The following is a 22,096-nucleotide window of genomic DNA, read 5'->3' on the forward strand; positions in this document are numbered from 1 at the left end:
AGAGGGGGATCTCGTTCGATGAGTACCGTCCGGTTCCAGCGGCGTGCGCGTCGCGAGATGCCGCGCTCGCCAGGTGGCGAGGTCACGCTGCAGCCGCCGCCCGAAATCCCAAGGGTGACACCGGGCAGCCTGGTTTCGAAGCTGATGCCGGTCGTGATGGTCGTCGGCATGGTCGGCATGATGGCGCTGCTGTTCACCCAGGGCGGCAGCATCGCATCGAACCCGATGAGCATGATGTTCCCGATGATGATGGTCGTCTCCATGGTCGGCATGTTCGCCGGTCAGGGCGGCGGCAAGGGACAGAAGGCGGCCGAGGCGAACGAGGACCGCAAGGACTACCTGCGCTACCTCGATCAGGTCCGCAAGGACGTCGACCAGACCGCCACGCAGCAGCGCGCTTCCGTCGAATGGAGCCATCCGGAACCGGCCCTGATCTGGATGCTGGCCGGAACTTCCCGCATGTGGGAACGCCGCGCCGGGGACAAGGACTTCTGCCACGCCCGCATCGGCATCGGCGGACAGCGTCTGGCCACCCGTCTGGTCGCGCCGGAGACCGGCCCGGTCGAGGAATTGGAGCCGATCGCGGCGGTTTCGCTGCGTCGCTTCGTGCGCGCGCACTCCACAGTTCCGGATCTGCCGACCGCGATCGCGGTCAAGGGCTTCGCGACCATCGCGCTCGACGGCGACCGCGCCGAGGCCCGCGATATGACCCGCGCAATGCTGTTGCAGCTGTGCATGTTCCAGGCGCCGGACCAGGTGCTCATCGCCGTCGTCAGCGGCCCGGACACCGCCCGCGAATGGGAGTGGACCAAGTGGTTGCCGCACACCCAGCATCCGGACGCGCAGGACGGCATCGGCACCCAGCGCATGTTCTACGGTTCGATCCGGGAGGCCACCGCGGGCCTGCATCCATTGCTGGCCAACCGCGTTCGCTACTCCCGTAACCAGCCGGCCAACGCCAACCTGGTGCACATCGTCATTGTCGTCGACGGCGGTCTGCTCGAAGCCGAAGAAGACCAACTTCGCGAATCCGGCTACGAGGGTGTCACCATCATCGACTTGTGCGGCTACGCACCGCGTTTGGCGGTTTCGCGCGGCATCAAGATGGTGGTGGAGAACGGTGAATGCGTCGGCCGCGGCGCCACCGGCAACCAGGAGCGTTTCGCGCTCATCGACCGGATCAGCCCGCAGCAGGCCCAGCAGGTCGCGCGCCGACTCGCGCCGTATCGTGCCGCGACCCAGCGCAGCAGCGATGTCGAACACGATGACGCCGAAGTGATCTCGACCTGGACCCAGCTGATGAAGCTCGGCGATATCGGCACATTCAATCCCGAGCACGCCTGGCGTCCCCGCTACGGCCGCGAGCGGCTGCGCGTGCCCTTCGGTGTCGGCGCGGACGGCGCGCCCATCGAACTCGACATCAAGGAAGCCGCCGAAAGCGGTATGGGCCCGCACGGATTGTGCATCGGCGCAACTGGTTCCGGTAAATCGGAATTCCTGCGCACCCTGGTGCTCAGCCTGCTGGCCACGCATTCGCCGGACCAGCTGAACCTGGTGCTCGTCGACTTCAAAGGTGGTGCGACCTTCCTCGGCTTGGACGGCGTACCGCACGTCGCGGCCGTCATCACCAACCTCGAGGAGGAAGCCGACCTCGTCGACCGTATGCGCGACGCTCTGGCCGGTGAAATGAACCGCCGCCAGGAAGTGCTGCGCCAGGCGGGCAACTTCGCCAACGTCTCCGAATACGAGAAGGCGCGCGCCGCCGGAGCCGACCTCGACCCGCTGCCTGCGCTGTTCGTCGTGCTCGACGAGTTCTCCGAATTGCTCACCCAGCACCCGGATTTCGCCGAACTGTTCGTGATGATCGGCCGCCTCGGCCGCTCGCTGCACGTGCACCTGCTGCTGGCCTCGCAGCGCCTCGAAGAAGGCAAGCTGAAGGGGCTGGAGAGCCACCTCTCCTACCGCATCGGCTTGAAGACCTTCTCCGCCAACGAATCCCGCCAGGTCCTCGGCGTCCCCGACGCCTACAACCTGCCCGGCATCCCCGGCGGTGGTTACCTCAAATCCGACTCCGGTGAGATCCAGCGCTTCCAGGCCTCCTACGTCTCCGGCCCCTACGTCGGCGGCGGCTCCCAGCGCGAGGTCACCCAAGCCGGTGTCGCCGGCGGCGAAATCGACATCAAGGCACGCCCTTTCACCGCCACCCACGTCGACTTCCGTGCCGTCGACCGGGTCCCGCTGCCGTCCGAGCCGACGCACGATCCCGAACCGCAGTCCGAAGACGGCGAGCAGATCTCCAACCTCAATATGCTGGCCTCCCGCATCCGCGGCCACGGCCGTGCGGCCCACGAGATCTGGCTCCCGCCCCTGGAAGAGGCCCCCACCCTCGACCAACTCATCCCACGCAGTGTGCTCACCGGCGAATACTCCGCCGTCGCCACGCTGCGCGCGCCCATGGGCATCGTCGACCGCCCCTATGACCAGCGCCGCGACCCCTTCGTCGTGGACCTGTCGGGTTCACGCGGCAATGTCGCGGTCGTCGGCGGCCCGCAGTCGGGTAAGTCGACGGCTCTGCGCACCATGATCATGGCCCTGTCCCTCACCCACACGGCCGAACAGGTGCAGTTCTACTGCCTCGACTTCGGTGGCGGCACCCTGGCCAGCCTCGAAGGCCTGCCGCACGTGGGTTCGGTGGCCAGTCGTCTCGACGAGGACAAGGTCCGCCGCACCATCGCCGAGATGACCACCATCGTCCGCCAGCGCGAGGCGAGGTTCCGTCAACTCGGCATCGAGTCGATGACCGAATTCCGCCGCCTCCGCGCCATGGACCCGGCGAGCAGCCCCGCCGCAGCCGGTGCGCACGAGGACCCCTTCGGCGATGTCTTCCTGGTCATCGACGGCTTCGGCTCCATCCGCCAGGATTTCGACCCCCTCGAACAGCCCATCATGAACCTCGCGGTCCAGGGCCTGTCCTACGGCGTCCACGTGGTCATCGCCCTCGCCCGCTGGGCCGAGGCCCGCCCCGCCCTGAAAGACCAGATCGGCACCCGCATCGAGCTCCGCCTCGGTGACCCCATGGACTCCGATCTCGGCCGCAAGTTCGCTTCGCTTGTGCCGCAGGGCCGTCCGGGGCGCGGTATGACGCCCGAGTGCCTGCACATGCTGACCGGTCTGCCGCGCATCGACAGCAGCGCGAATCAGGACAACCTCGGCCAGGCCGTCGCCGATGCGGTGGCGACCATCGCCCGACTGACCCCGGGCCGTCCCGCGCCCGCGGCCAGGATGCTGCCGGAAATGCTGCCGCGCGAGCAACTGCTGCAGCTCGCGGGCAACTGGCCGTCGCAGGTCGACCCGGAAGTCAAGTGCATGCGAATTCCGCTCGGTATCAACGAATCCGAGCTGGCCCCGGTCTACCTCGACTTCAACGAGAGCCCGCACTTCATAGTCCTCGGTGATACCGAGAGCGGTAAGACGACATTGCTCCGGTCGATCATCGAGAGCATCGCGGCGTCGAATACCCCGGATCAGGCGCGTTTCATCCTCGGCGACTACCGACGGTCGATGCTGGGACTCGTGCCCGACGGATACCTCGCCGGATACGGTTCCACCGCACCGCAGTTCACCCAGAACATGACCGATCTCGCCGCCTATGTCGCGCAGCGGACGCCGGGACCCGACGTCACGCCACAGCAGTTGCGCGACCGCTCGTGGTGGCGTGGCCCGGAGCTGTACGTCATCGTCGACGACTACGACCTGGTTGCCTCCTCCAGCGGCAATCCGGTGTCGGCACTGGTCGATCACCTGCCGCATGCGCGTGACCTCGGTTTCCACGTGATCATCGCGCGGCGCTCCGGAGGTGCCAGCCGGGCCATGTACGAGGCGACGGTGGCGCGCATGAAGGATCTCGGTTCGGCCGCCCTGGTCATGAGCTGCAATAAGGACGAGGGCGTGCTCTTCGGCACCACCCGCCCCGGTATCAAACCGCCTGGGCGTGGCACATACGTCACGCGCAATACTGAGGGCTTGATTCAGCTGGCCTGGATGCCACTGGCCGAGTGATGTCGAACGTCGATCTGGTGGCGACCGACACCCGAATATGGGCGCGCGGTCCGGCCACACATTGGGATGTGCCGCCGTCGGTGGTGCTCGGCAGCAACGGCGATCTCGTTGTCGGCGAGACACTTACGCCGCCGACACAGGTCAGCTCCGCCGTCCAGTACGTCGCGGCGGATCGGATCGCCTTGCTGCCGCGCGTGCCGAGTCTCGCCGAGGCGATGGGCTCGGTAGTCGGCACCGTAATGCGCAACCTCGGTGTCCCGGTTCCGTGTGCGCAGCTCACCGTCGTGTGTCCGACCGAATGGGGTGGTCGTCGGCGAGCGGTATTCGCCGAGGCCGCCCGCCGCTTCGCCGCGGATGTGGTGTTCGAGGACATGGCGATTCGCGCGGTGATCGCCGATGTCGGCACCGCCCGCAGCCGTCGCACGGTCGTCTTGGAATGCGGCCCGCTCTCGACCACCGCGACCGCCGTGGTGCGCAGCCATCAGGGCATCCGAATCGAATCATGTGAGCACGAACCGAATCTCGCGGTCGCCGATATCGAGCCGGAGTCGAGTGGCTTCTACGATCTGTGCGAGCTCATCGATCGCGTGCTCGCGGGTCAGCCAGCTGATTTTGTTCAGGCCGTCGGAGTTTCCGATCCGGCGAAGCTGGACCTGATCCGTTCGGCGGTGCAGCAGGTCTGCACACAGGCGATCGAAGTGCGTCCGATCGCGGGCGCGGATCTGGTGCGCGGACCACAGCAGGAATCGGAATATCAGCCCGAAGTCGCACCATTGCCGAGCACCGAGTGGATGCAGCCGCTGCGTCAGCGGGCCGCGGCCATGCAGCCGCCCGGTCGAAATACCAAGGCCTATGCGATCGCTGGTATTGCCGGAGTGCTGGTGGTCGCCGCGGTGGCTGCCGGTGCCGTATTCGCATTCGGCGGCTCGGACGATACTCCCGCGGTATCGGCAGCGAGCACATCGGCGGCCACGGGCACGACCGCACAGTCGCCGCTCACCCAACCACCGACGACCTCGAAATCATCATCGGAAACCGTTGGACGCGTACGCTTTCAGATCCCGTCCGGGTGGCGCCTGACGCAGGCCATCGACCCCACCAAATCGCGGGTCGACCTCGTCCCGTCGGATGGCACCCGTGCCCGCATCACATTGATCCAGACCCCGGTCGCCCCGGATACCGGATACGAGCAGGTCGCCGCCAATCTCGAAACTCAGATGAAGCAGCAGCCGAACGGCAAGCTGAGCGATCTGAAGCGCGACGTGGTCTTCGGCGGTAAGTCCGGGCTCGCCTACACCGAACAGCCGGGCGACGGCTCGACGGTGAGTTGGCACGTACTGGTCGAGCACGGACTTCAGGTCAGCACCGGATGCCAGTACCTCGGTGGCACCGACTCGATTAAACAACCCTGCGAGCAGTTCGCGGCCTCGCTACAGGTCAATCCCTGAACGGTGTTGTCCCAGTACGGGTTTCGCTGCGCTCGGCGCATGAACAATTCGAGCCCCCGGCAAACCGCCGGGGGCCACGAATAGTTCGTATCGGAACTCAGAAGAGGCCGGCGAGGGCGGTGTCTGTGCCCTGCAATTCGGAGTTTCCCTTGTCGATCAGCGTCGCGGCACCGCTCAGCGTCGTGTTGAGCTGGACGACGTGCTGGTTCCAAGTCGTCTGGTACTGCTCGAAGGCCTCCTTGGCCTGACCGCCCTGCGTGTCGAAGAATGCCTTGACCTTCTTCTCGAACGCCTCGAGCTCGTTCCGAATGTTCTCGGCGCGGTTGAGGATCTGGCGGGCACCGTCCGCAACGCCGTCGAAATTAGCGGAGATCGGCTTGTCCATGCTCATTATTCAGACTCCTATGTGGCGTGATTCTGGAAATTAGACCGCGGGCAGGTCGAGGCTGGAAACCTGCGTCTGGATCTGCGAGGCGAAATCGTGTGTCTGATCCGAGAACTGGTTGCTCATCTTGAGCAGGTTGTCGGCGGTCTGCATCAGCTGGTCGTTCATCTTGGAGGCCTGGAAGTAGTACCGCTCCATGAAGGCATTGAAGGCGTCGCGGGCCGCGCCCTGCCAGTTGGCGCCGTTCGTGACGTTGTCCTCGTCGGTCTTCAGCTGACTGATCGCGGCGTTCAGGCTGTTGTGCTGCTCCATGAACTCCTTCGCCTTCGCATTGATACCCTCGGTATCCGCAACGAAATTCCCTGGTGAAGTCATCGCTTCTGCTCCTGGTTCTGGTTCTGGTCAACATCCCGACTGCGAGTTGACCTCGTTCATATGGTTGGACGCGTCCTCGGCCCGTTCGGTTCCATCAGTTCGAAAGAATCTGGCAGTTCCATCGCGTCACACGGGCGCTGTAGCTTTGTCGACCGGGCTTCATCACGGTCGGAGGGCCACACAGATCCCCCCGGATGCCTTGGACCGCAATGTCGTCGTCTCGGTCACCACCAGCACACCGATCCCCTCCTTCCCCCTGCTCGCGGCCACTGAACTGGCGAGTGGGCTGGCTGCGAATACCCTACCGAACAGCGCAGTGTCGCGTCTACAAGACCGATCCCGGTTCGATAGGACTGTTGACCACGTCCGCTGTGTTACTTGACGACCTTGGCGATCGACGGAACCATCTTGTCGACCAGTGTGTCCTGGGACTGCCCGGTCCACACCTGGAAAGCCTGTACGGTCGAGGGGTCGTCGATCACAACGATCTTCGCGTTGCTGGACAGGATGCCGCCGGGCAACCCACGCAGGCCACCGTTCCCGGCTTGGCTGTCGGTCCGCAGCACGATCACGACCTCGGAATCGACGTCCGCCGAATAACTTGCGGCCGACAGTGCGCGGGGCGACTTCTCATCGCCGACGGCCTTGTATTTGGTGCTGTAGACAAAACCGAGGTTCTGCAGGAACTTGGATTGCTCGCTGGGATTGAGCACCACAGACAGCGTCGAATTGCCGAAATTGAATGCGGTGACAGTCTTTCCGGAGAATTGCGGATTGGCATTTCGTGCTTCGGTCACCTTGTCGCCACCACCGGATTTAGATCCGCCGCTGGTCAAGAAAAACGTTCCAGCTGCGACGGCGGCAACGACGGCCACGGCGAGAGCCGCCGGTATCAGGAATCGGCGGATGGGTGACCGGCGGGAGTGATTTCGCTGGGTCGCGATCAGGCTCTGGTCCGTGTTTTCCTGCGGCGCGAATCCAGTTGTGGAAGTTCGGGTTTGGGTCTGGAAGCCGGTGCCGGAAGCGTAGGGATCCCCGGTAACCGGCATGGTGGGGTTGGGCGAATATCCCGCGACAGACATGCGGTTATCGGTCGAGTACCCGGCCTCCGGGGCACGGAATCGAGCACCGTAGAGGGCGGCCTCGGCGGCTTGGGTGAACTCGCGACACGTTGCGTAGCGCTGTGTCGGATCCTTGGCCATCACCTTCTCGATCACCGCATCCAACGCGGGCGGCAGACCCGGTCGAACCGCGCTCAGTTTCGGTGGTGGCTCGTGCAGGTGGCCCATCATGACCACGGCCGGCATGGTCGACGGATACGGGTTCTGTCCGGTCAGCAGCTTGAAAAACGAGCAGCCGAGGCTGTAGATATCGGCGCGATTGTCCAGGCTGGTTCCGACCAACTGCTCAGGCGGGGCATAGGCAACCGTAGCCATGAAATTGCCTGTCGCGGTGAGGTCTTGGCCGTCCTCGGACGATTTTGCGACACCGAAGTCGGTGAGCAGTACTCGTTCCTCATCGCCTTCTTCGGCGGCGGAGAGCAGGAAGTTCGCCGGTTTCACATCTCGGTGCAGCAGCCCGCGCCGATGCGCGTAGTCGAGCCCTTTGCCCACCTCGGACACGATCCGCAGGGCGCGCTGCGGGGTCATGACGGTGGGGCCCTTCCTGGCCTCGTCCGCGGCATCGACACCCTCGACGTACTGCATGGCGATCCACAGCTGCCCGCTCTCCTCGCCGCGGTTGTACACCGCGACGATGTTCGGATGATCGAGTCCGGCAGCCAGATTCGCTTCGCGCTCGAAGCGTGCGCGGAATTCGTCGTCAACGGACAGATCGGCGCTCAGCACCTTCAATGCGTCACGACGCGGGAGGATCGGGTTCTGGGCCAGGTACACCGTGCCCATACCGCCGCTGCCGAGAACTTGAAGTACCCGGTAGCCGCCTACGATTGCGCCGGGCCGCAACGCCATTCGGTCCTCCTCGATGATGTCGAACGCCCGGACACGCGAGCCTCCGTCAGAAATCTAGCAAGTCGTCGGTGGGTATTCGAGTCGCATCCGAACCGTCCTCAACGGCTCTGCAGCAGGACATACTGCGCGGAGACCTTCTGGTGCAGATCCTGCAGCTGCTTCCCGAACGCCTGCACGACGTACCGATCGACCTGGAACATACACAGATTCATCGAGCCGGTCGGATTCTTCTCGGTTACTCCATCCGCGAAACATTGGACATGTTCGCCGAGTCCGGCCGGTGCAGCGACCATCTTCTGATCGGGCTTCAATGGCTGCCACGTCGTCCAGAGGTCTTCGGCGTCCTTCAGGGATTTGGTTCGGAAGACGACGGCATCGCCGAACGACACCAGATCGACGCCGTACTTCTCCAGTTCCGGCAGTGTTGCTTGGCCTGCATTCATCAACGACACCGTCCCGCGGCCGCTGAAAACACCATCGGGCTCCGCACGAATGGGTCTTTCCGGATTGCTGGGGATGGTTCGGCCGAGTAAACCCTGTGGGTCGAGCGGGATACGCGAGAGTTCGCCGGCCGGAGTCGGCTGGAACTTGTCGAGCAGCGGGAGTTGCACTCCGAGCATCTTCTCGACCTGCGATGTCAACGCGGGCAGATCGGGTGCCGAGGTATCGTCCACCACTTTGATGTAGACGATGTACCGGTCGTGCACCGTCCATGAGCCGACGGAGGAGATGTCCGGCCGCCAATGTGCGTACGTATTCGGCTTCGAAATCGAAACGGGCTGATTGTCGGCGTTGTAGGTGAAGTCGTCGTGTTCGAGGGTCGGTCCGACTGCCGACGCGGTTTGCGCATCCGGGAACATCAGCACCGCGACATTCAGCGTTCGTCGCTTGTCCTGCTGCGCGCCCCCGGTTCGCCACGCGTTGACCCAGCCCGCGACCAAGTCCTTCGCGACATCATCGAAGGTGTCGTTGATGACGAGGCTGCCGAGGGTCTTGCGGTTGAGGACAATGTGCGTCGCGATGCCCCAGGCATCCTCGACGTAGGCGGGATCGGCTTCGTACGGCAGTGCCACATAGTCGGCCAGTCGTTGTGCCTCGCGCGCCCGAGCTTGCTTGTCGCTCTTGGCATTACCCACTTGGCGCGGCTTGGTCTGATAGTTGCCGAAATCGAGCTTCGACGCGTCCGGCTCCACGCGGACCGGCTGTCCGGTCACCTGCGAGCCACAGCCTGCCGATGCGGTAGCCAATGTCGCGACCGTGCACAGCGCCACCACTATTCGAACGGCCGTCGGCCTGGTAGTGAGCTTCATGCCTCCCCCTAACGCCCGTAAGCAAGTAACTTGTATTGCGCAGCGGCTTTTTGGTACGCCTCTTGCACGTTGGTTCCCTCGACCTTCGCGACGTATCGGTCGTACGCGAGATAGCACACCGGCGGATAACTGAGTGAAGAGGTCTTTTTGTCCTTGGTGTCGAAACACTTCGCGTCCGGCATGTTGGGTGGCGCGTCGATCGGACGGTATCCATCCGACCGCTGATCGATAAGGGCGGCGATCAGGCGGACGGTGCTGCTGACATCACGAGTGCGAAATACCTTTTCGCCGGAGTATGCGACCAGATCGACGCCGGCATCGTCGAAGGCGGCTTTGGATAGTGCCGGGAACCTCTCGGAAGGCAGCGCGCTGCGTGCGGTCATGAGCCTCGTCCGATCGATCCCGGAAATGCTCATCTGCCGGTCTTCGAGCGGCAGGGTCCGGCCGAGCAGGCCGTCCACATCCGGCGGAAGGGACCCGAGCTGATCGATCGGCGTCGGCGAATAGTTCTTCAGTGCCTCGATACTTCTGGTAAACGCCGCCTGGGTGAAAGCGATCAGCGGCGCGGTGTCGACAGGTTCGCTGACCGGATCGGTGATGTACACGTACAGCAGCATGGTGTCGTGTGCGAGGAATGAATCCAGCGTCCGTTTACCGGGCGACCATTTCGCACGGGCGCTCGGGTGTTCCGGGATCGTCACGGTCTCGCCGGGGTCCAGCTCCGCTTGGCGGTCGGCCAGGCGACGGGCCGCGGTCTCGGCCTTGGCCGCGTCGGAGAATCGAAGCGTATCAATGATTACCGAGCTGCCGACCCACGGGTTTTTGCGGCGCTCGCCAGATGATTCCCACCCGGCGACGAGTCCTTGTGCGAGGTCGGGGAACTCCTTGCTCGAGATAGAGGTCATGGTTGCCGGTGATTTCAGGGTGGTCCGCCCATCCACCGATGCCAAGCGCTGGTAGGCGAACTTCCCGTCTATTTCGAAAGGTAACGGTATCGAGTTCCCGATCCGCACCGACTCCAGGTTGGCTCCAGAGTCCGCCGTGCGCGTGGATTCCATATCGCGCGGCGTTGTCGGATAGTTCCCGGAGTCCAGTTTGGATACGTCGATGACAGGGGTGGTCGCGTCGTTGCTGTCACCGCAGGCTGCGGTCGCGGCGAGGGCCACGGCGACCATGGCGTACAGGCTGTGTCGGAATCGCATGTTCGGACTCACTCGCTCTTGGCCAGGATTGCGTACTGAGCGGCGGCGCGCTGGTACAGCACCGGATCCAGGTTTCCGGTAAACGTGCTCCCGACGACGACGGCCGCGTACCTCCCATAGACCACGACGCAATATTGATCGAAATTCCTTGTGTCGTCTCTGGTATCGAGCTTGATACAGGTGGCATCGGGCAGGCCCGGTGGCGATGCGATGATCTCGTCGTTCTTACCGGCCTTGGCCAGGACGGATTGCAGGTGGAAGGCGCCGGACAGGTCTCGCGCACGATAGAGGATCGCGCCACGGCGCCCGACAAGATCGACCCCGCTCTCATCGAATGCCTTCTGTAGCTCGATCGGATTGCGTTCGAAGTGCAGTTCGCCGGACGGTTCGAAATAGCCGAAATCACTCTTGCCGATGAACGGGTCGCTGAAGTCCGGGGCCTCGGGCAGTGCGCGGCGCATGATGTTGTCCGGATCCGTCGGCAGGTCGAGCAGGTCGTCCAGTGGTACGGGCTTCTGCTGGTCCAGTCGGGTGATCTGCAGGTCGATGGCTCTACTGATATTGTTCGCGACCATGGTCTGATTCGGTTGGGGTAGAGCGGCATTCGCCACGATCACGTACGGGCCGTGCGCGACGAACGAGGTCACCGTCTTGTCGTCGGCCGAGGAGGCCCGAGCATCCGAATGACCCGGGATGGCCACCGGATGACGGCCCGGATTGCTGTTGGTGAGCTGATCGAACTGGTCGGCGGCGGCTCGCCCGGCCGCGTCGGTCGGGAAGCGCAATACCGAGATGATCAGCTTCTTACGACTGCGGAGATTACCGTTGGTGCCGGAGACATAAACTCCCGCAAGGAGATTGTTGTCCGTCGCGACCGGACGATACAGTTCGGGAAAGGATTTCTCGCTGATCATCGAATCGGCATTCGCCATTAACGTCTGATTCGCGGTCACGCTGATTTCGCTGTCGATCTCGAACGGATGAACCAGGTAGTTGAGCATCCGGCGCGCTTCGATCAGCCGCAAGTCGGGAATGCTGGTGATGTCGGGAGCGTAGGCAGTTGGCTCGGCGGTGTATGCCCCGGTCTTCAACGTCACGACATCGACCGGCGAAAGCCCCGGCCCCGGTTGCCCTGTCACGGTCGTCGAACAACTCACGCTCGCTGCGGTTGCTGCGGCGAGCAGTGCGACGAACCCGCCTCGGTACCTCATACTTCCCCCGTTTCGGATCTATTCTCCCCGTTCGCGTACTCCTCGCGGGATCCTACTTCACACCTCTCGTCAGCGCCGGAACCGTTTTGGGAAGGGCAGCGACTCGGTCAGCCCCTACTTCACTTGGGCTTTTCGAGCACCGGAACCGCGTTCTGCGCGCTGGAGATATCCAGATCATCAGGCGCTTGCCGAGGAGTTGTGGAAACCCGAAGGACGGCGTCACAGACTCCCACGCAGTTGGACGCGCTGTGTCAGAGGCTGTTGGCCAACAGCGCGTACTGCGCGGTCACCTTCTGCCGCACATCCGGTTCCTTATCGCTGGTGACCACACCGACATACCGCTTGTACGGGACGTAGCAGCGGTACTTGTACTGCCGCTCGGGATCGCCTTTGCTGTTGAGCTGCAAGCACTTCGCGCCCGGGACGTCCTTGGGTGCGTCGATCGGGTCGAAGGTGTTGCGCACCTCGTCGATCAGCCCGTCGATGAACTTCTGGGCGGCCGGGTAGTCGCGGACGCGGGTGACCGAGCCGTTGTCGACGATGGCGAACCGCTCGACCCCGGCCTCGTCCACCAGCTTCTGGGTCTTGGCCTCGTCCTCGGCCGACTGGACGAAGTAACTCGGCCCGTAGACCGCGAAGTTATCGGCATTCGGGGTGTGCCCACGACGATCCGCGACCACTACGCGCCCGAGCATGCCCTCCGGGTCGATCTTCACGCTGCTCAATTTGTCCTGTGGCGTGGCCTGGAACTTGTCCAACGCGGGGACCTGGGCGTCGAGTGTCTTCTCGACCCAACTCTGCAGGTCCGAACTGTCCGCGCGGGGCCGCCCGACGAACAGCGAGATGACGAACTCCTTGTGCGCCATGAAGGTTCCGATATTGGCGATACCCGGGCGCCAGTGGATATAGGCATCCGGATATTTGCTCGACGTCAGTTTGCGGTTGTCGGGTGAGATGTTGATATCGGCGTCTTCGAGTTCCCGGGCGGCTATCTTCGCGGTGGCCTCGTCCGGGAACCGGAATACGACATCGGTGATCGCGGTGGTGTCGGCCGATGGCCGGGTCTGACCGGGCGGATCGGGCTTATCCGAACCGCTGGTGGCGTATCCGGTGAGGTACTTGCGGTTCACCAGTACCGGCTTGGACGCGGCCGCCACGTGTTCGACGGCATCGTCGATGCTGCTGAGCACCTTGCCTTCCCGCCCGTAGGTGAGCGACGGGTCGATCTTCGAACTGGCGACCACGGCCTCCGACATTCGCATGCCCTCGACCAGCGCCCCGTTCGACCCCGCGTCCTGGTCGTACTTGTGTCGATCGACCGGATAGGTGCCGACCTCGAGTTTGCGCACGTCTTGCTCGGCTGCCAGCGGCGTACCCTGCACGCCGCTGCAGCCGGCCAGCACCCCGGTCACCGCGATACAAGCCACGGCGAGCGCGATGCGCGAAGTCCTAACCATGACAGGCCCCTATTCCTCCCGATGTGCATTTGAAGTTACCGGACGGACGCCCGGGACGGGGACCCCTCAGGGCTCGGATTGCAATACCCTTGTCGATGTGGCGACGACCCCGCAATGCGCACCTCTGGAAGGCCGATACCGTTGAAGGATCGGCAGGTTGAGGTCGTTGTCGGAGGTCACGCCGTCGCCCGGGTCGCGGGTGCGGTGGTGGTCGTCGCACATCGTGGGCACGCGCGCCCGACTCCGGACGCACCCGCCGTTCTCGCGCTGGAATCGCTGGCCGAACTCGTGCGCGACGCCGCCGAACAGCATCCGGAGGGGCCGGGCGCACTGGTCGCGCGCGCGGCAACCCGCTGGCTGATGACGCATGCCGAGCGGATCAGTCCCGGTGCGCCGATCGATTTCGGCATCCTGTCCGCGGCCGAGACCGGCGGGGTGGCGATCTTCCTGCACGGTGCCGTCACCGCGGTGCTCGCCGGTGACGGAACGCTCGAACGCTATCGGGGCAGCGATGCGGCCTTCACGGTGGACCGGGTCGCATCGGTGCCCGCGCGTGCGGTCGCGCTCTTCGTGGACGACCCCAAGGGCCGCATTCCGGATGTGCCCGCCGAGCGGGGGATCGGCTGGTTGGTCGAGGGGATCGCACAGGCGGGCGGCGCGATCGTCTGGTCGGACGCGGTGCGCGGCAGGTCCGAACCGGCGCGATCCGAGCGCGCGCATCCACCGCCGACCGCACGCATCGATTCGGGACCGACCCAGCGTCCCGAACCACAGTCGGAGCCAGAACCACATCTGACCGAGACCCGTGCCTCGACCGCGATGCTCGATTCGGTGCAGGAGCAGGAACCGGTCGACCCGCATCACGCGCCGACCCAAACGGGCGGCACCAATCCGGCCCCGCGCCCGGATCCGGATCTGCAGCGCAGGCTGGAGGCCACCGCAAAGGCCACCGCGCTCACCGTCAAGGTGATGGGATTCAAGTGCGCGCGTGCGCATCCCAGCGATCCGCGCTCGGCGTTCTGCACGGTCTGCGGAATGCCGGTGGATCAGACGCAGCAGCTGATCGAGGTGGTCCGCCCGCCGCTCGGCATGCTGGTCCTCGACGACGGCATGACCTACATGCTGGCCGCGGACGCGGTCCTCGGCCGCGATCCGGAACATTCCGAACAGGCCCGCCGCGGCATGGTGCCGTTGAAGGTCGAGGATTCCTCGGGCGGCATGTCCCGCGCGCACGCCGAGGTGCTGCTGGTGAATTGGGATGTGTCCCTGGTAGATCGGGGTTCCACCAATGGCACCCGCACCCGCCTGCCCGGTTACCGCGACTGGATCCGCCTACCACCCCACCAGCCGATGGGCCTGATACCCGGCACCGAAATCATGATCGGTAACCGGGTGCTGCGATTCGAACCCGCCGCACCGCCGCCCTTCGGCTGATCAGGAATACCGCGACGTGCAGGTGTGCTCGCCGTTGAGCACCCCGGCGCGGAACGCGTCGACCCGGGAGAACCCACTCGGTACGGTCTTGCCCTCGATATCGCTGGCCGCTAGCCCGTCGGCCAGTAGTCCGGAGACCGCCTCGTCGAGATCGCCCGCGGCCAAGACGATATCGCCCTGGGCTTGGGTTCGCCCCGGCTGCGCGAGCTTGCCGGTGACCACACCCGACAGGCAGGCCGCGCGCAATCCGGTCTTGGCGCCCACCAACTGCTGACCGTTGCTCTGCTGCACGGCGAGGGTGTAGCGCGAAATGAAGACGATGTAGCCGTTGTAATCGCCGGTCACCTTGAGCGGCAACGGATCATTGTCATCGACATCGGAGGTGCCGCGCTGCGCGAGCGCGGGCACATCGGTAGCGATGGTGTTCTTGGCCGGACAATACGAAACCGGCGGTGTGGCAACGCCGTTCTTGCAGTCGATCTTCGCGCCGGAATAGTCGTAGGTCGGCGTCTGCTTCAGCGGCAGGATCGCGGCGAGCGCCTTGCTGAGCTCGATCAGACTGTCCTTGTCGATCGGATTCTCGCCGTGGCCGGGATCGTCCTTGAAGCTCTGCGGCAAATTGCCACGGCGGCGCTCGATTTCGTGCATATCAATGGCTTTGCACGCCTTCGGGCCATCGGTGAAGCCGATCTGCACGGCAGTGACCCGCTCGAATGCCGAACCGTGCACGCTCTCCGGATCATCCGGATTCGAGTCCCGAATGGCGACGGTCGCGGCCAGCACCGAGTTCAGGCCGTCGGAGGTATTGATGGTGAAGTGCTTGGATTTGCCTTCTGCCACATGGCGAATGAACGCACCCGAGAAGCAGTCCGCCTGCTGCTCCTTGACGATCACCGGATCCTTCGCCTGCACGATTTTCGCCAGGGTCTGGATGGCGTGTCCGTATTCATGGGCGAGCACCATGATCACGGCCATCTTGCCGAAGGTGTCCTCGATCGTCGGCAACAGCACCGAGCGGTCCCAGCCGATCGAGTTGTCCAGTCGGCAATAGGCCGCGTTCACCAGGTGATAGGTGGATTCCCTGCAGAATTCGAGCGCCTGGCTGCGCGGCGCCTTCGCGCTCCAGGAGATCAGCTTGTCGACCGGCTTGAATTCGCCGTCGAAGTCCTTGCTGTATTCGGCGCGCCAGTATGTCTGGATATCGTCGATCGCGTTGAGCGCCAAGGCATCCACCTCGCCGCTGTCGCCGTTCACCGCGGTGAGCGAGCTATCGGGGACGCCGTCGCGCGGTCCGCTCGGACCGTTCGTGGTGGGCAGTCCGGCGACCTTGAACGGATCGTCGTAGACCGAAACCGCTCGACCGTGCACCGCGCGAGTACAGCCCGCCAACATTGCGATTACGCATAGTGCTGCGGCAATGACTGCGGTCGCTCGGAGTTTCGGCAAGGCTCCCCCTAGTCGGCCGGTCGCACGTTCATAACGGTCTCCGGATCGGGGCAAAGGCGCATCGGGGGCACCGCCGAAGTCCGGGTGATGGAATAGTATCCGCTGCATGTCTTCACCGGGGGCGCAGACCATCACCGTGCGCCATGATGGAACCGAACGGGTCTTCGATTCGAATCAACAGGTCACGATGGGCCGCGCACCGGAAGTGACGTTGTTCGTGGACAGCCCGCTGGTCTCGCGGGTGCATGCGACGCTTGCCTGGCAGGGGAACGGCTGGGTACTCACCGACAATGGCAGCACCAACGGCGTTTTCGTGGATGCGCGGCGATTGAGTCAGCCGGTGCCGATCAATCGACCGACGCAGGTCCGGCTCGGTGATGCGATCAGTGGGCCGCTATTGCATCTGCTGCCCGCGACGCCGTCGGCCCGGCCGCAGCGGCCGCCGGCGGCGCAACCACCGTCGCAACCGCAGTCGTCGGTGCCACCGGGTTATCAGCATCCGCGGCGGACACCGCAGGCGCCGCCGTCCCAGCAGCGTCCGCAACAGCAACGCGCAGAGCAACCCCCACAACCACCGTCGCAGCCGCAGCCCCAGCAGCCACCGCCATCCCAGCCGCAGCAGCCCAACGTCAATATGACCTTCAAGGCCGACACCTCGATGCTGCCTCCGGTCCGCACCCGACCGTCCACCGCGCCGATCGCCAGGGCCGATCGCCTGCCGCCCGGCGGCCTGAATATCGGTCGTACCTCCGACAATCAGATCGTCGTCAACGATCCGCTGGCCTCGCGCAAGCACGCCCGGCTGGTCGCGGACTCCGAGGGCCTGACCATCGAGGACCTCGGCTCGGCCAACGGCACCTTCGTCAACGGCCGTCGCGAACAACGCACGGTGCTGCGTGAGCGCGACATCATCACCATCGGCAATATCGACTTCGTCGTCCAGCAGGGCACATTGGTGCATCGGCAGAAGCCGGTCGCCGAACAGGGTCTGCACGTGCACGGCGTCGGGTTCACCGTCGAGGGCAACAAGCAGCTGCTCGTCGATGTGAATATGCAGGCGGGACGGGGCACGCTCACCGCACTCATCGGACCTTCCGGTGCGGGCAAATCGACGCTGTCGAAATTGATCGCGGGCAGCACGCAGCCCTCCGGCGGTGTGGTCACTTTCGAAGGTCGCAATCTGCACGCCGAATACGAGGCGCTGCGTTCCCGCATCGGCATGGTGCCGCAGGACGATGTGCTGCACCGTCAGCTGACCGTGCGCCAAGCCCTCGGCTACGCCGCCGAACTTCGACTGCCGCCGGACAACTCGAAGGCCGACCGTCAGCAGGTGATCGACGGTGTGCTGAAAGAACTTTCGCTCACCGAACATGCCGAGACCCGGGTGGACCGGCTCTCCGGCGGTCAGCGCAAGCGCGCGTCGGTGGCGCTGGAACTGCTCACCGGTCCGTCGCTGCTGATCCTGGACGAACCGACCTCCGGCCTGGATCCGGCGCTGGACCGTCAGGTGATGACGATGCTGCGCGAGCTGGCCGATGCCGGGCGCACCGTCATCGTGGTCACCCACTCGGTGGCCTGCCTGGACATGTGCGATCAGGTGCTGCTGCTCGCACCCGGTGGCAAGACGGCCTTCTGCGGTCATCCGGCCAGCGTCGGCGCGGCCATGGGCACCAGCGACTGGGCGGAGATCTTCGGGCGGGTCGCCGCGAATCCGGATCAGGCATTCGCGGCGTACCGGTCCAGGCTGGCCTTCGCCCCACCACCGCCACCGCCCGCGCCGCCGCGGCAGGGCTCGGCGGGCAGCCCGCCGCAATCCGGGCGCGCCAAGCAGTTCTCCACCTTGGCGCGACGGCAGGTGCGGTTGATCTTCGCCGACCGCGGCTACCTGGCATTCCTGGTGATCCTGCCCTTTATCCTCGGTGCGCTGTCGCTGGTGGTGCCGGGCAGCAACGGTTTCCAGAGCGGTCCACTGGAGCAGGTGCAGAGCGGCAACGAGGTGCTCTTCGTCCCGTCCGGGGGCAGCGAGACGCAACAGCTGCTTGTCGTCTTGATTCTGGGCGCCTGCTTCATGGGGTCCACACTGACCGTGCGCGATCTGGTCGGTGAGCGCACCATCTTCTATCGCGAGCGCGCGGTCGGGCTGCTGCCCTCGGCCTATCTCCTGGCCAAGATCGCGGTGTTCAGCATTACCGCATTCCTGCAAGCGGCGGTGCTGGTCGGCATCACGCTGGTCGGTAAGAAGCCGCCGCTGGAGGGTTCGGTGATCCCGAACGGGCCCGCCGAGCTCTATCTCGATATCGCGTTGACCGCGGTGTGCTGTGTGGTCTTCGGCCTGCTGCTGTCCAGTCTGGCGAAGTCCAACGAGCAGGTCATGCCGATGCTCGTGGTGATGATCATGGTCCAGCTGGTCATGGCGGGCGGCCTGATTCCGGTGACCAACCGGGTGGTGCTCGAGCAGGTCTCGTGGCTGTTCCCGTCACGGTGGGGCTATGCGGCCGGGGCGTCGACGGTGGATATTCGGACACTGTTCGCCAACGCGCAACCCGATGAGCTGTGGAAGCACGAGTCGAATATCTGGTATCTCGATATCGGCCTGCTCGTCGCGATAACCGCGGTGTTGGCGATCATCACCTGGCGCCGGCTGCGGTTGCGGAAGTCGAACGCGTGACGGGCCGCTCAGGCGGGTTCTCACCGGATGCGGTGAGCATGTCGCTCGCGCAACAGGCACACTTATGCCTGTGACGGTGCGAGTTGGGGCAGTACATCTCGGGTGGGATGTGGTGTCCGTTGCCGCGGGCGGCGGCGGGACACCGATCCGCCCCGTGCAGGTAGAAGGTACATACACGCCGCCGGCATATCTGCTGGCGGATTCGTCGGGTCGGCTGCATACCGCCGGAGTGGAGCGGCAGCGGCCGGATCTGGGGATGGCGATCGCCGACGTGCGCGACATCCTCGGCCATCCGCAGATCGTTGTGGCCGGTGCGACCTGGCCCGCCGAGCTGGTCTTCCGCGCCCGCATGTACAACCCGCTCGCGGCCATCGGCAAATATCTGCGCGGCAAACCGGATCTGGTCGCGCTGCCGTTCCCGGACGGCTGGCCCGACGCGAAGGTCGATGTGTATGTCGACCTGGTCGAACGGCTGGACGTCACGGTCGAACCGCTGCCGGAAAGTGTTGCGCTGTCCGGATATGTGCGTGCGCTCGGTCTGGTGCGGTCCCCGGACGATCGCAATCCACACGGCATCGGCGCGACCGGGGTGTACTCCGACGGGCGGACCATGCTGGTCGTCGCGGTGCACGGCGACGATGAGCAGCCGACCGAATCGGTCGACGTACCGGTCACCGCGGAGGCCATGCGCGATGCGCGTTCGGCCGACAATGTGGTGATCGAGGTGATGGCCGCGGCCCGCTCGATCGGCGCGGACACCTCGACGGTGCTGCTGTCCGGCAATGTCTGCTTCAACGACGCGCTGCGCTTGGCGTTCCAGAACCATCTCGGGCACCGATTGAATGTGGCCGACCACCCGATGCACGCGCTGGTGCTCGGTGCCTCGCATCTGCTGGTGACCGATAACGAGAACGGTGAGCCGGAGTCGGCGGGACGGCATGCCGAGCCCGCCCCGCCGCCGCGGCAGGTGGAGCCGGCGCCGTATCAGGCCGAATCGGCACAGCAGCAGGCGCTTTCGGCGCAGCGGCAGGCCGAGGCCGCGCAAGCGCAGGCGGTATCGGCACAGCGGCAGGCCGAGGCGTTGCAGCAGTCTCGTTCGGACCAGGTGGGGCGGCCTGAGCAGGGGCCGGTGCGTCCCGAGCAAGGGCCGGTCGGGTCTGATCCGGGGCAGGTCAGACCTGAGCAAGGGCAGGGCAGGCGCGAAGCCGGGCAGTCGCATCCGCCGGTGGTTCAGTACGGGCCCGGATATCCGACCGTCCAACCGTCGACCGAGCCGACGGGGGATGAGCCGACCACCCGGGTCGGCCGAGAGTCCTTGCCGCCGAACCTCGCCGAGTTGGGTAGCCGATTCACCCGCCCGCCCGGGCAGTATCCGGACGAGCAGCGGCCAAGCGTTATCGGTCGGCCTCCGACACCCCAGGGACCAGTGCCGCCGCCGGGGCCGCGCGGTCCCTACCAGCCGCCGCAGTCGGAGTGGCATCCGCACGAATCGGACGATGACGCGGACAAACCGCGTAAGGGCAAGCGCTGGGGCAAGTTGTTCGGCGCGCAGGCGGTGGCCGGTGCCGCCGCACTGGCCGCGCTGGCCATACCGTCCGGTGGCGACCGGGTCGAACTGGCCGCTTCGGTCGCCGGGACGCCGGTCTCCTGCCCATTGACCCCGTACGTCACCAATGAGCAGCGTGAAGGCATTGCCGCGGCTCGCGGATACGACCCGGGCCTGGTGTCGGAACAGAGCGATTCCGGATTCGACATCGCGGGTGCGGAGTGCGCGCAGCCGAGCATCGACGTCCCCCGTTACGTGGTCCCGGGCCCGCCCGGCGCCATCGACCACGGCCCGCCGATCGAGATCTGACCGGTTTCATACCACTGGGGCATGGCTGGTATCGTTGCCCGTTGGCGTGTGGAAGTACGTCGAGTCCTGGGTCTCCACCGGCCGCCGGGAACCGCTCGATTGCACGCCGTGGCTGGCAACACCGACTACAGACAGGGAACCACTGTGCCTACGTACAGCCCCAAGGCGGGTGACGTGACCCGTAAGTGGTACGTCATCGACGCCACTGACGTAGTGCTCGGCCGTCTCGCCGTCCAGGCAGCGAATTTGCTGCGCGGCAAGACCAAGCCGACCTACGCGCCGAACTTCGATGGTGGCGACTTCGTCATCATCATCAACGCCGACAAGGTTGCCATCTCCGGCAACAAGAAGGCGGACAAGCTGATCCACCACCACAGCGGACACCCGGGCGGCCTCAAGTCGCGCACTGTCGGTCAGGTGTTGGAGTCGCGCCCCGATCGTCTCGTGGAGAAGGCCGTCAAGGGCATGATCCCGAAGAACAAGCTCGGCAACGCCATCGCGGGCAAGCTGAAGGTCTACGCGGGCCCGACGCATCCGCACGCCGCTCAGCAGCCCATTCCGTTCGAGATCAAGCAGGTGGCCCAGTGACCGCTCCTGAGGAATTCAACGAGGACTTCGCCGAGGACGCCAACGTCGAGGTCGTCGAGGAGGACTACGGCTACGAGGCCGAGCCCGCCGCCTACGCCCCGATCGTGATCGACCGCCCGGTGCAGACCGTCGGTCGTCGCAAGGAGGCCGTCGTTCGCGTGCGCCTGCTGCCGGGTACCGGCAACTTCGTGCTGAACGGCCGCACCATCGAGGACTACTTCCCGAACAAGGTGCACCAGCAGCTGGTCAAGTCGCCGCTGGTGACCGTCGAGCGGACCGAGTCCTTCGACATCCACGCGCGTCTCGTCGGCGGTGGCCCCTCGGGCCAGGCCGGTGCGCTGCGTCTAGCCATCGCCCGTGCGCTCATCGAGGTCACCCCGGATGACCGTCCCGCCCTGAAGCGGGCCGGCTTCCTGACGCGTGACCCGCGTGCCACCGAGCGTAAGAAGTACGGCCTCAAGAAGGCCCGTAAGGCGCCGCAGTACTCGAAGCGCTGATTTTGGCTACGTCGGCCGCCGTCATCCGGCACCTTGCAGGTGTCGGAGGCGGTACGGTCGGCGGGGCACCTGTGCGAGAGCAGGCTCCCAGCACGGCTGGGCGCCTGCTCTCGTGCTGTATCTATTTGCGGCGTTTGCGGGGCCCTGCGTGGTTACGCGGGCTGCCGCCTCCGTGCCCGTCGCGCACGCCG

Annotated in this window: 15 protein-coding genes; 7 read left to right on the forward strand and 8 right to left on the reverse strand. The window is 65.1% G+C overall.

Features of this window, described 5'->3' with window-relative positions:
* The first annotated feature begins 18 nt into the window (after positions 1–18).
* Entirely contained in the window at positions 19–4,059 is a 4,041-nt protein-coding gene (gene eccCa / locus ACIBW7_RS39895; protein ID WP_397055779.1) for a type VII secretion protein EccCa, read from the forward strand.
* Positions 4,059–5,507, forward strand: coding sequence for a type VII secretion-associated protein (locus ACIBW7_RS39900; protein WP_397055781.1), 1,449 nt, complete (start codon positions 4,059–4,061; stop codon positions 5,505–5,507). The genes eccCa and ACIBW7_RS39900 overlap by 1 nt, the downstream gene beginning before the upstream one ends.
* Before the next feature lie 97 nt (positions 5,508–5,604).
* Here the strand turns inward: ACIBW7_RS39900 and ACIBW7_RS39905 are convergent, their stop codons facing one another.
* The 7 genes from ACIBW7_RS39905 to ACIBW7_RS39935 form a co-directional block, all read right to left on the reverse strand.
* Entirely contained in the window at positions 5,605–5,898 is a 294-nt protein-coding gene (locus ACIBW7_RS39905; RefSeq protein ID WP_245567018.1) for a WXG100 family type VII secretion target, read from the reverse strand.
* A gap of 33 nt (positions 5,899–5,931) precedes the next feature.
* Positions 5,932–6,267 (reverse strand): WXG100 family type VII secretion target, encoded by a 336-nt coding sequence (locus ACIBW7_RS39910; RefSeq protein WP_387295284.1) that lies wholly within the window; start codon positions 6,265–6,267, stop codon positions 5,932–5,934.
* A 374-nt stretch (positions 6,268–6,641) separates the two neighbouring features.
* Complete coding sequence (locus tag ACIBW7_RS39915) at positions 6,642–8,237, reverse strand: serine/threonine-protein kinase (RefSeq protein ID WP_397055785.1); 1,596 nt, start codon at positions 8,235–8,237, stop codon at positions 6,642–6,644.
* A gap of 98 nt (positions 8,238–8,335) precedes the next feature.
* Positions 8,336–9,547 carry a hypothetical protein gene (locus tag ACIBW7_RS39920; protein WP_397055787.1) on the reverse strand — a complete coding sequence of 404 codons (1,212 nt, stop codon included), beginning with the start codon at positions 9,545–9,547 and terminating at the stop codon, positions 8,336–8,338.
* Between the two features lie 8 nt (positions 9,548–9,555).
* Positions 9,556–10,749, reverse strand: a complete 1,194-nt coding sequence (locus ACIBW7_RS39925; RefSeq protein ID WP_397055789.1) for a hypothetical protein — start codon at positions 10,747–10,749, stop codon at positions 9,556–9,558.
* Between the two features lie 8 nt (positions 10,750–10,757).
* Positions 10,758–11,846 carry a hypothetical protein gene (locus ACIBW7_RS39930; RefSeq protein WP_397055791.1) on the reverse strand — a complete coding sequence of 363 codons (1,089 nt, stop codon included), beginning with the start codon at positions 11,844–11,846 and terminating at the stop codon, positions 10,758–10,760.
* Between the two features lie 365 nt (positions 11,847–12,211).
* Complete coding sequence (locus ACIBW7_RS39935; RefSeq protein WP_397055793.1) at positions 12,212–13,417, reverse strand: hypothetical protein; 1,206 nt, start codon at positions 13,415–13,417, stop codon at positions 12,212–12,214.
* Positions 13,418–13,558: 141 nt separating this feature from the next.
* Here ACIBW7_RS39935 and ACIBW7_RS39940 point away from each other — a divergent pair, with 141 nt between their 5' ends.
* A complete protein-coding gene (locus ACIBW7_RS39940) occupies positions 13,559–14,851 on the forward strand; it encodes an FHA domain-containing protein (protein ID WP_397055795.1) in 1,293 nt (430 codons plus the stop codon).
* On the opposite strand, the gene ACIBW7_RS39945 is transcribed toward ACIBW7_RS39940, so the two are convergent.
* On the reverse strand, positions 14,852–16,243 hold the full coding sequence (locus ACIBW7_RS39945) for a metallopeptidase (protein WP_397055894.1): 1,392 nt from the start codon (positions 16,241–16,243) through the stop codon (positions 14,852–14,854).
* Positions 16,244–16,403: 160 nt separating this feature from the next.
* On the opposite strand from ACIBW7_RS39945, the gene ACIBW7_RS39950 reads away from it, so the two are divergent.
* The 4 genes from ACIBW7_RS39950 to rpsI all read left to right on the forward strand — a co-directional run bounded on the left by ACIBW7_RS39950 (position 16,404) and on the right by rpsI (position 21,905).
* Positions 16,404–18,965: an FHA domain-containing protein gene (locus tag ACIBW7_RS39950; RefSeq protein WP_397055797.1), complete on the forward strand. Its 2,562-nt coding sequence runs from the start codon at positions 16,404–16,406 to the stop codon at positions 18,963–18,965.
* Positions 18,966–19,035: 70 nt separating this feature from the next.
* Positions 19,036–20,820 (forward strand): hypothetical protein, encoded by a 1,785-nt coding sequence (locus ACIBW7_RS39955; protein ID WP_397055799.1) that lies wholly within the window; start codon positions 19,036–19,038, stop codon positions 20,818–20,820.
* 144 nt (positions 20,821–20,964) lie between these two features.
* A complete protein-coding gene (rplM, locus tag ACIBW7_RS39960) occupies positions 20,965–21,408 on the forward strand; it encodes a 50S ribosomal protein L13 (protein ID WP_040686710.1) in 444 nt (147 codons plus the stop codon).
* Positions 21,405–21,905, forward strand: coding sequence for a 30S ribosomal protein S9 (gene rpsI, locus ACIBW7_RS39965; RefSeq protein ID WP_397055801.1), 501 nt, complete (start codon positions 21,405–21,407; stop codon positions 21,903–21,905). The genes rplM and rpsI overlap by 4 nt, the downstream gene beginning before the upstream one ends.
* Positions 21,906–22,096: the final 191 nt, after the last annotated feature.

It is taken from the genome of Nocardia sp. NPDC049526, assembly GCF_044465765.1.
Lineage (GTDB): Bacteria > Actinomycetota > Actinomycetes > Mycobacteriales > Mycobacteriaceae > Nocardia.

What these genes read in the sequence shown, in the direction of transcription:
- eccCa (WP_397055779.1), top strand. Translation starts at nt 19, where the DNA reads ATGAGTACCGTCCGGTTCCAGCGGCGTGCGCGTCGCGAGATGCCGCGC.
- ACIBW7_RS39900 (WP_397055781.1), top strand. Translation starts at nt 4,059, where the DNA reads ATGTCGAACGTCGATCTGGTGGCGACCGACACCCGAATATGGGCGCGC.
- ACIBW7_RS39905 (WP_245567018.1), bottom strand. Translation starts at nt 5,898, where the DNA reads ATGAGCATGGACAAGCCGATCTCCGCTAATTTCGACGGCGTTGCGGAC.
- ACIBW7_RS39910 (WP_387295284.1), bottom strand. Translation starts at nt 6,267, where the DNA reads ATGACTTCACCAGGGAATTTCGTTGCGGATACCGAGGGTATCAATGCG.
- ACIBW7_RS39915 (WP_397055785.1), bottom strand. Translation starts at nt 8,237, where the DNA reads ATGGCGTTGCGGCCCGGCGCAATCGTAGGCGGCTACCGGGTACTTCAA.
- ACIBW7_RS39920 (WP_397055787.1), bottom strand. Translation starts at nt 9,547, where the DNA reads ATGAAGCTCACTACCAGGCCGACGGCCGTTCGAATAGTGGTGGCGCTG.
- ACIBW7_RS39925 (WP_397055789.1), bottom strand. Translation starts at nt 10,749, where the DNA reads ATGCGATTCCGACACAGCCTGTACGCCATGGTCGCCGTGGCCCTCGCC.
- ACIBW7_RS39935 (WP_397055793.1), bottom strand. Translation starts at nt 13,417, where the DNA reads ATGGTTAGGACTTCGCGCATCGCGCTCGCCGTGGCTTGTATCGCGGTG.
- ACIBW7_RS39945 (WP_397055894.1), bottom strand. Translation starts at nt 16,243, where the DNA reads ATGTTGGCGGGCTGTACTCGCGCGGTGCACGGTCGAGCGGTTTCGGTC.
- ACIBW7_RS39950 (WP_397055797.1), top strand. Translation starts at nt 16,404, where the DNA reads ATGTCTTCACCGGGGGCGCAGACCATCACCGTGCGCCATGATGGAACC.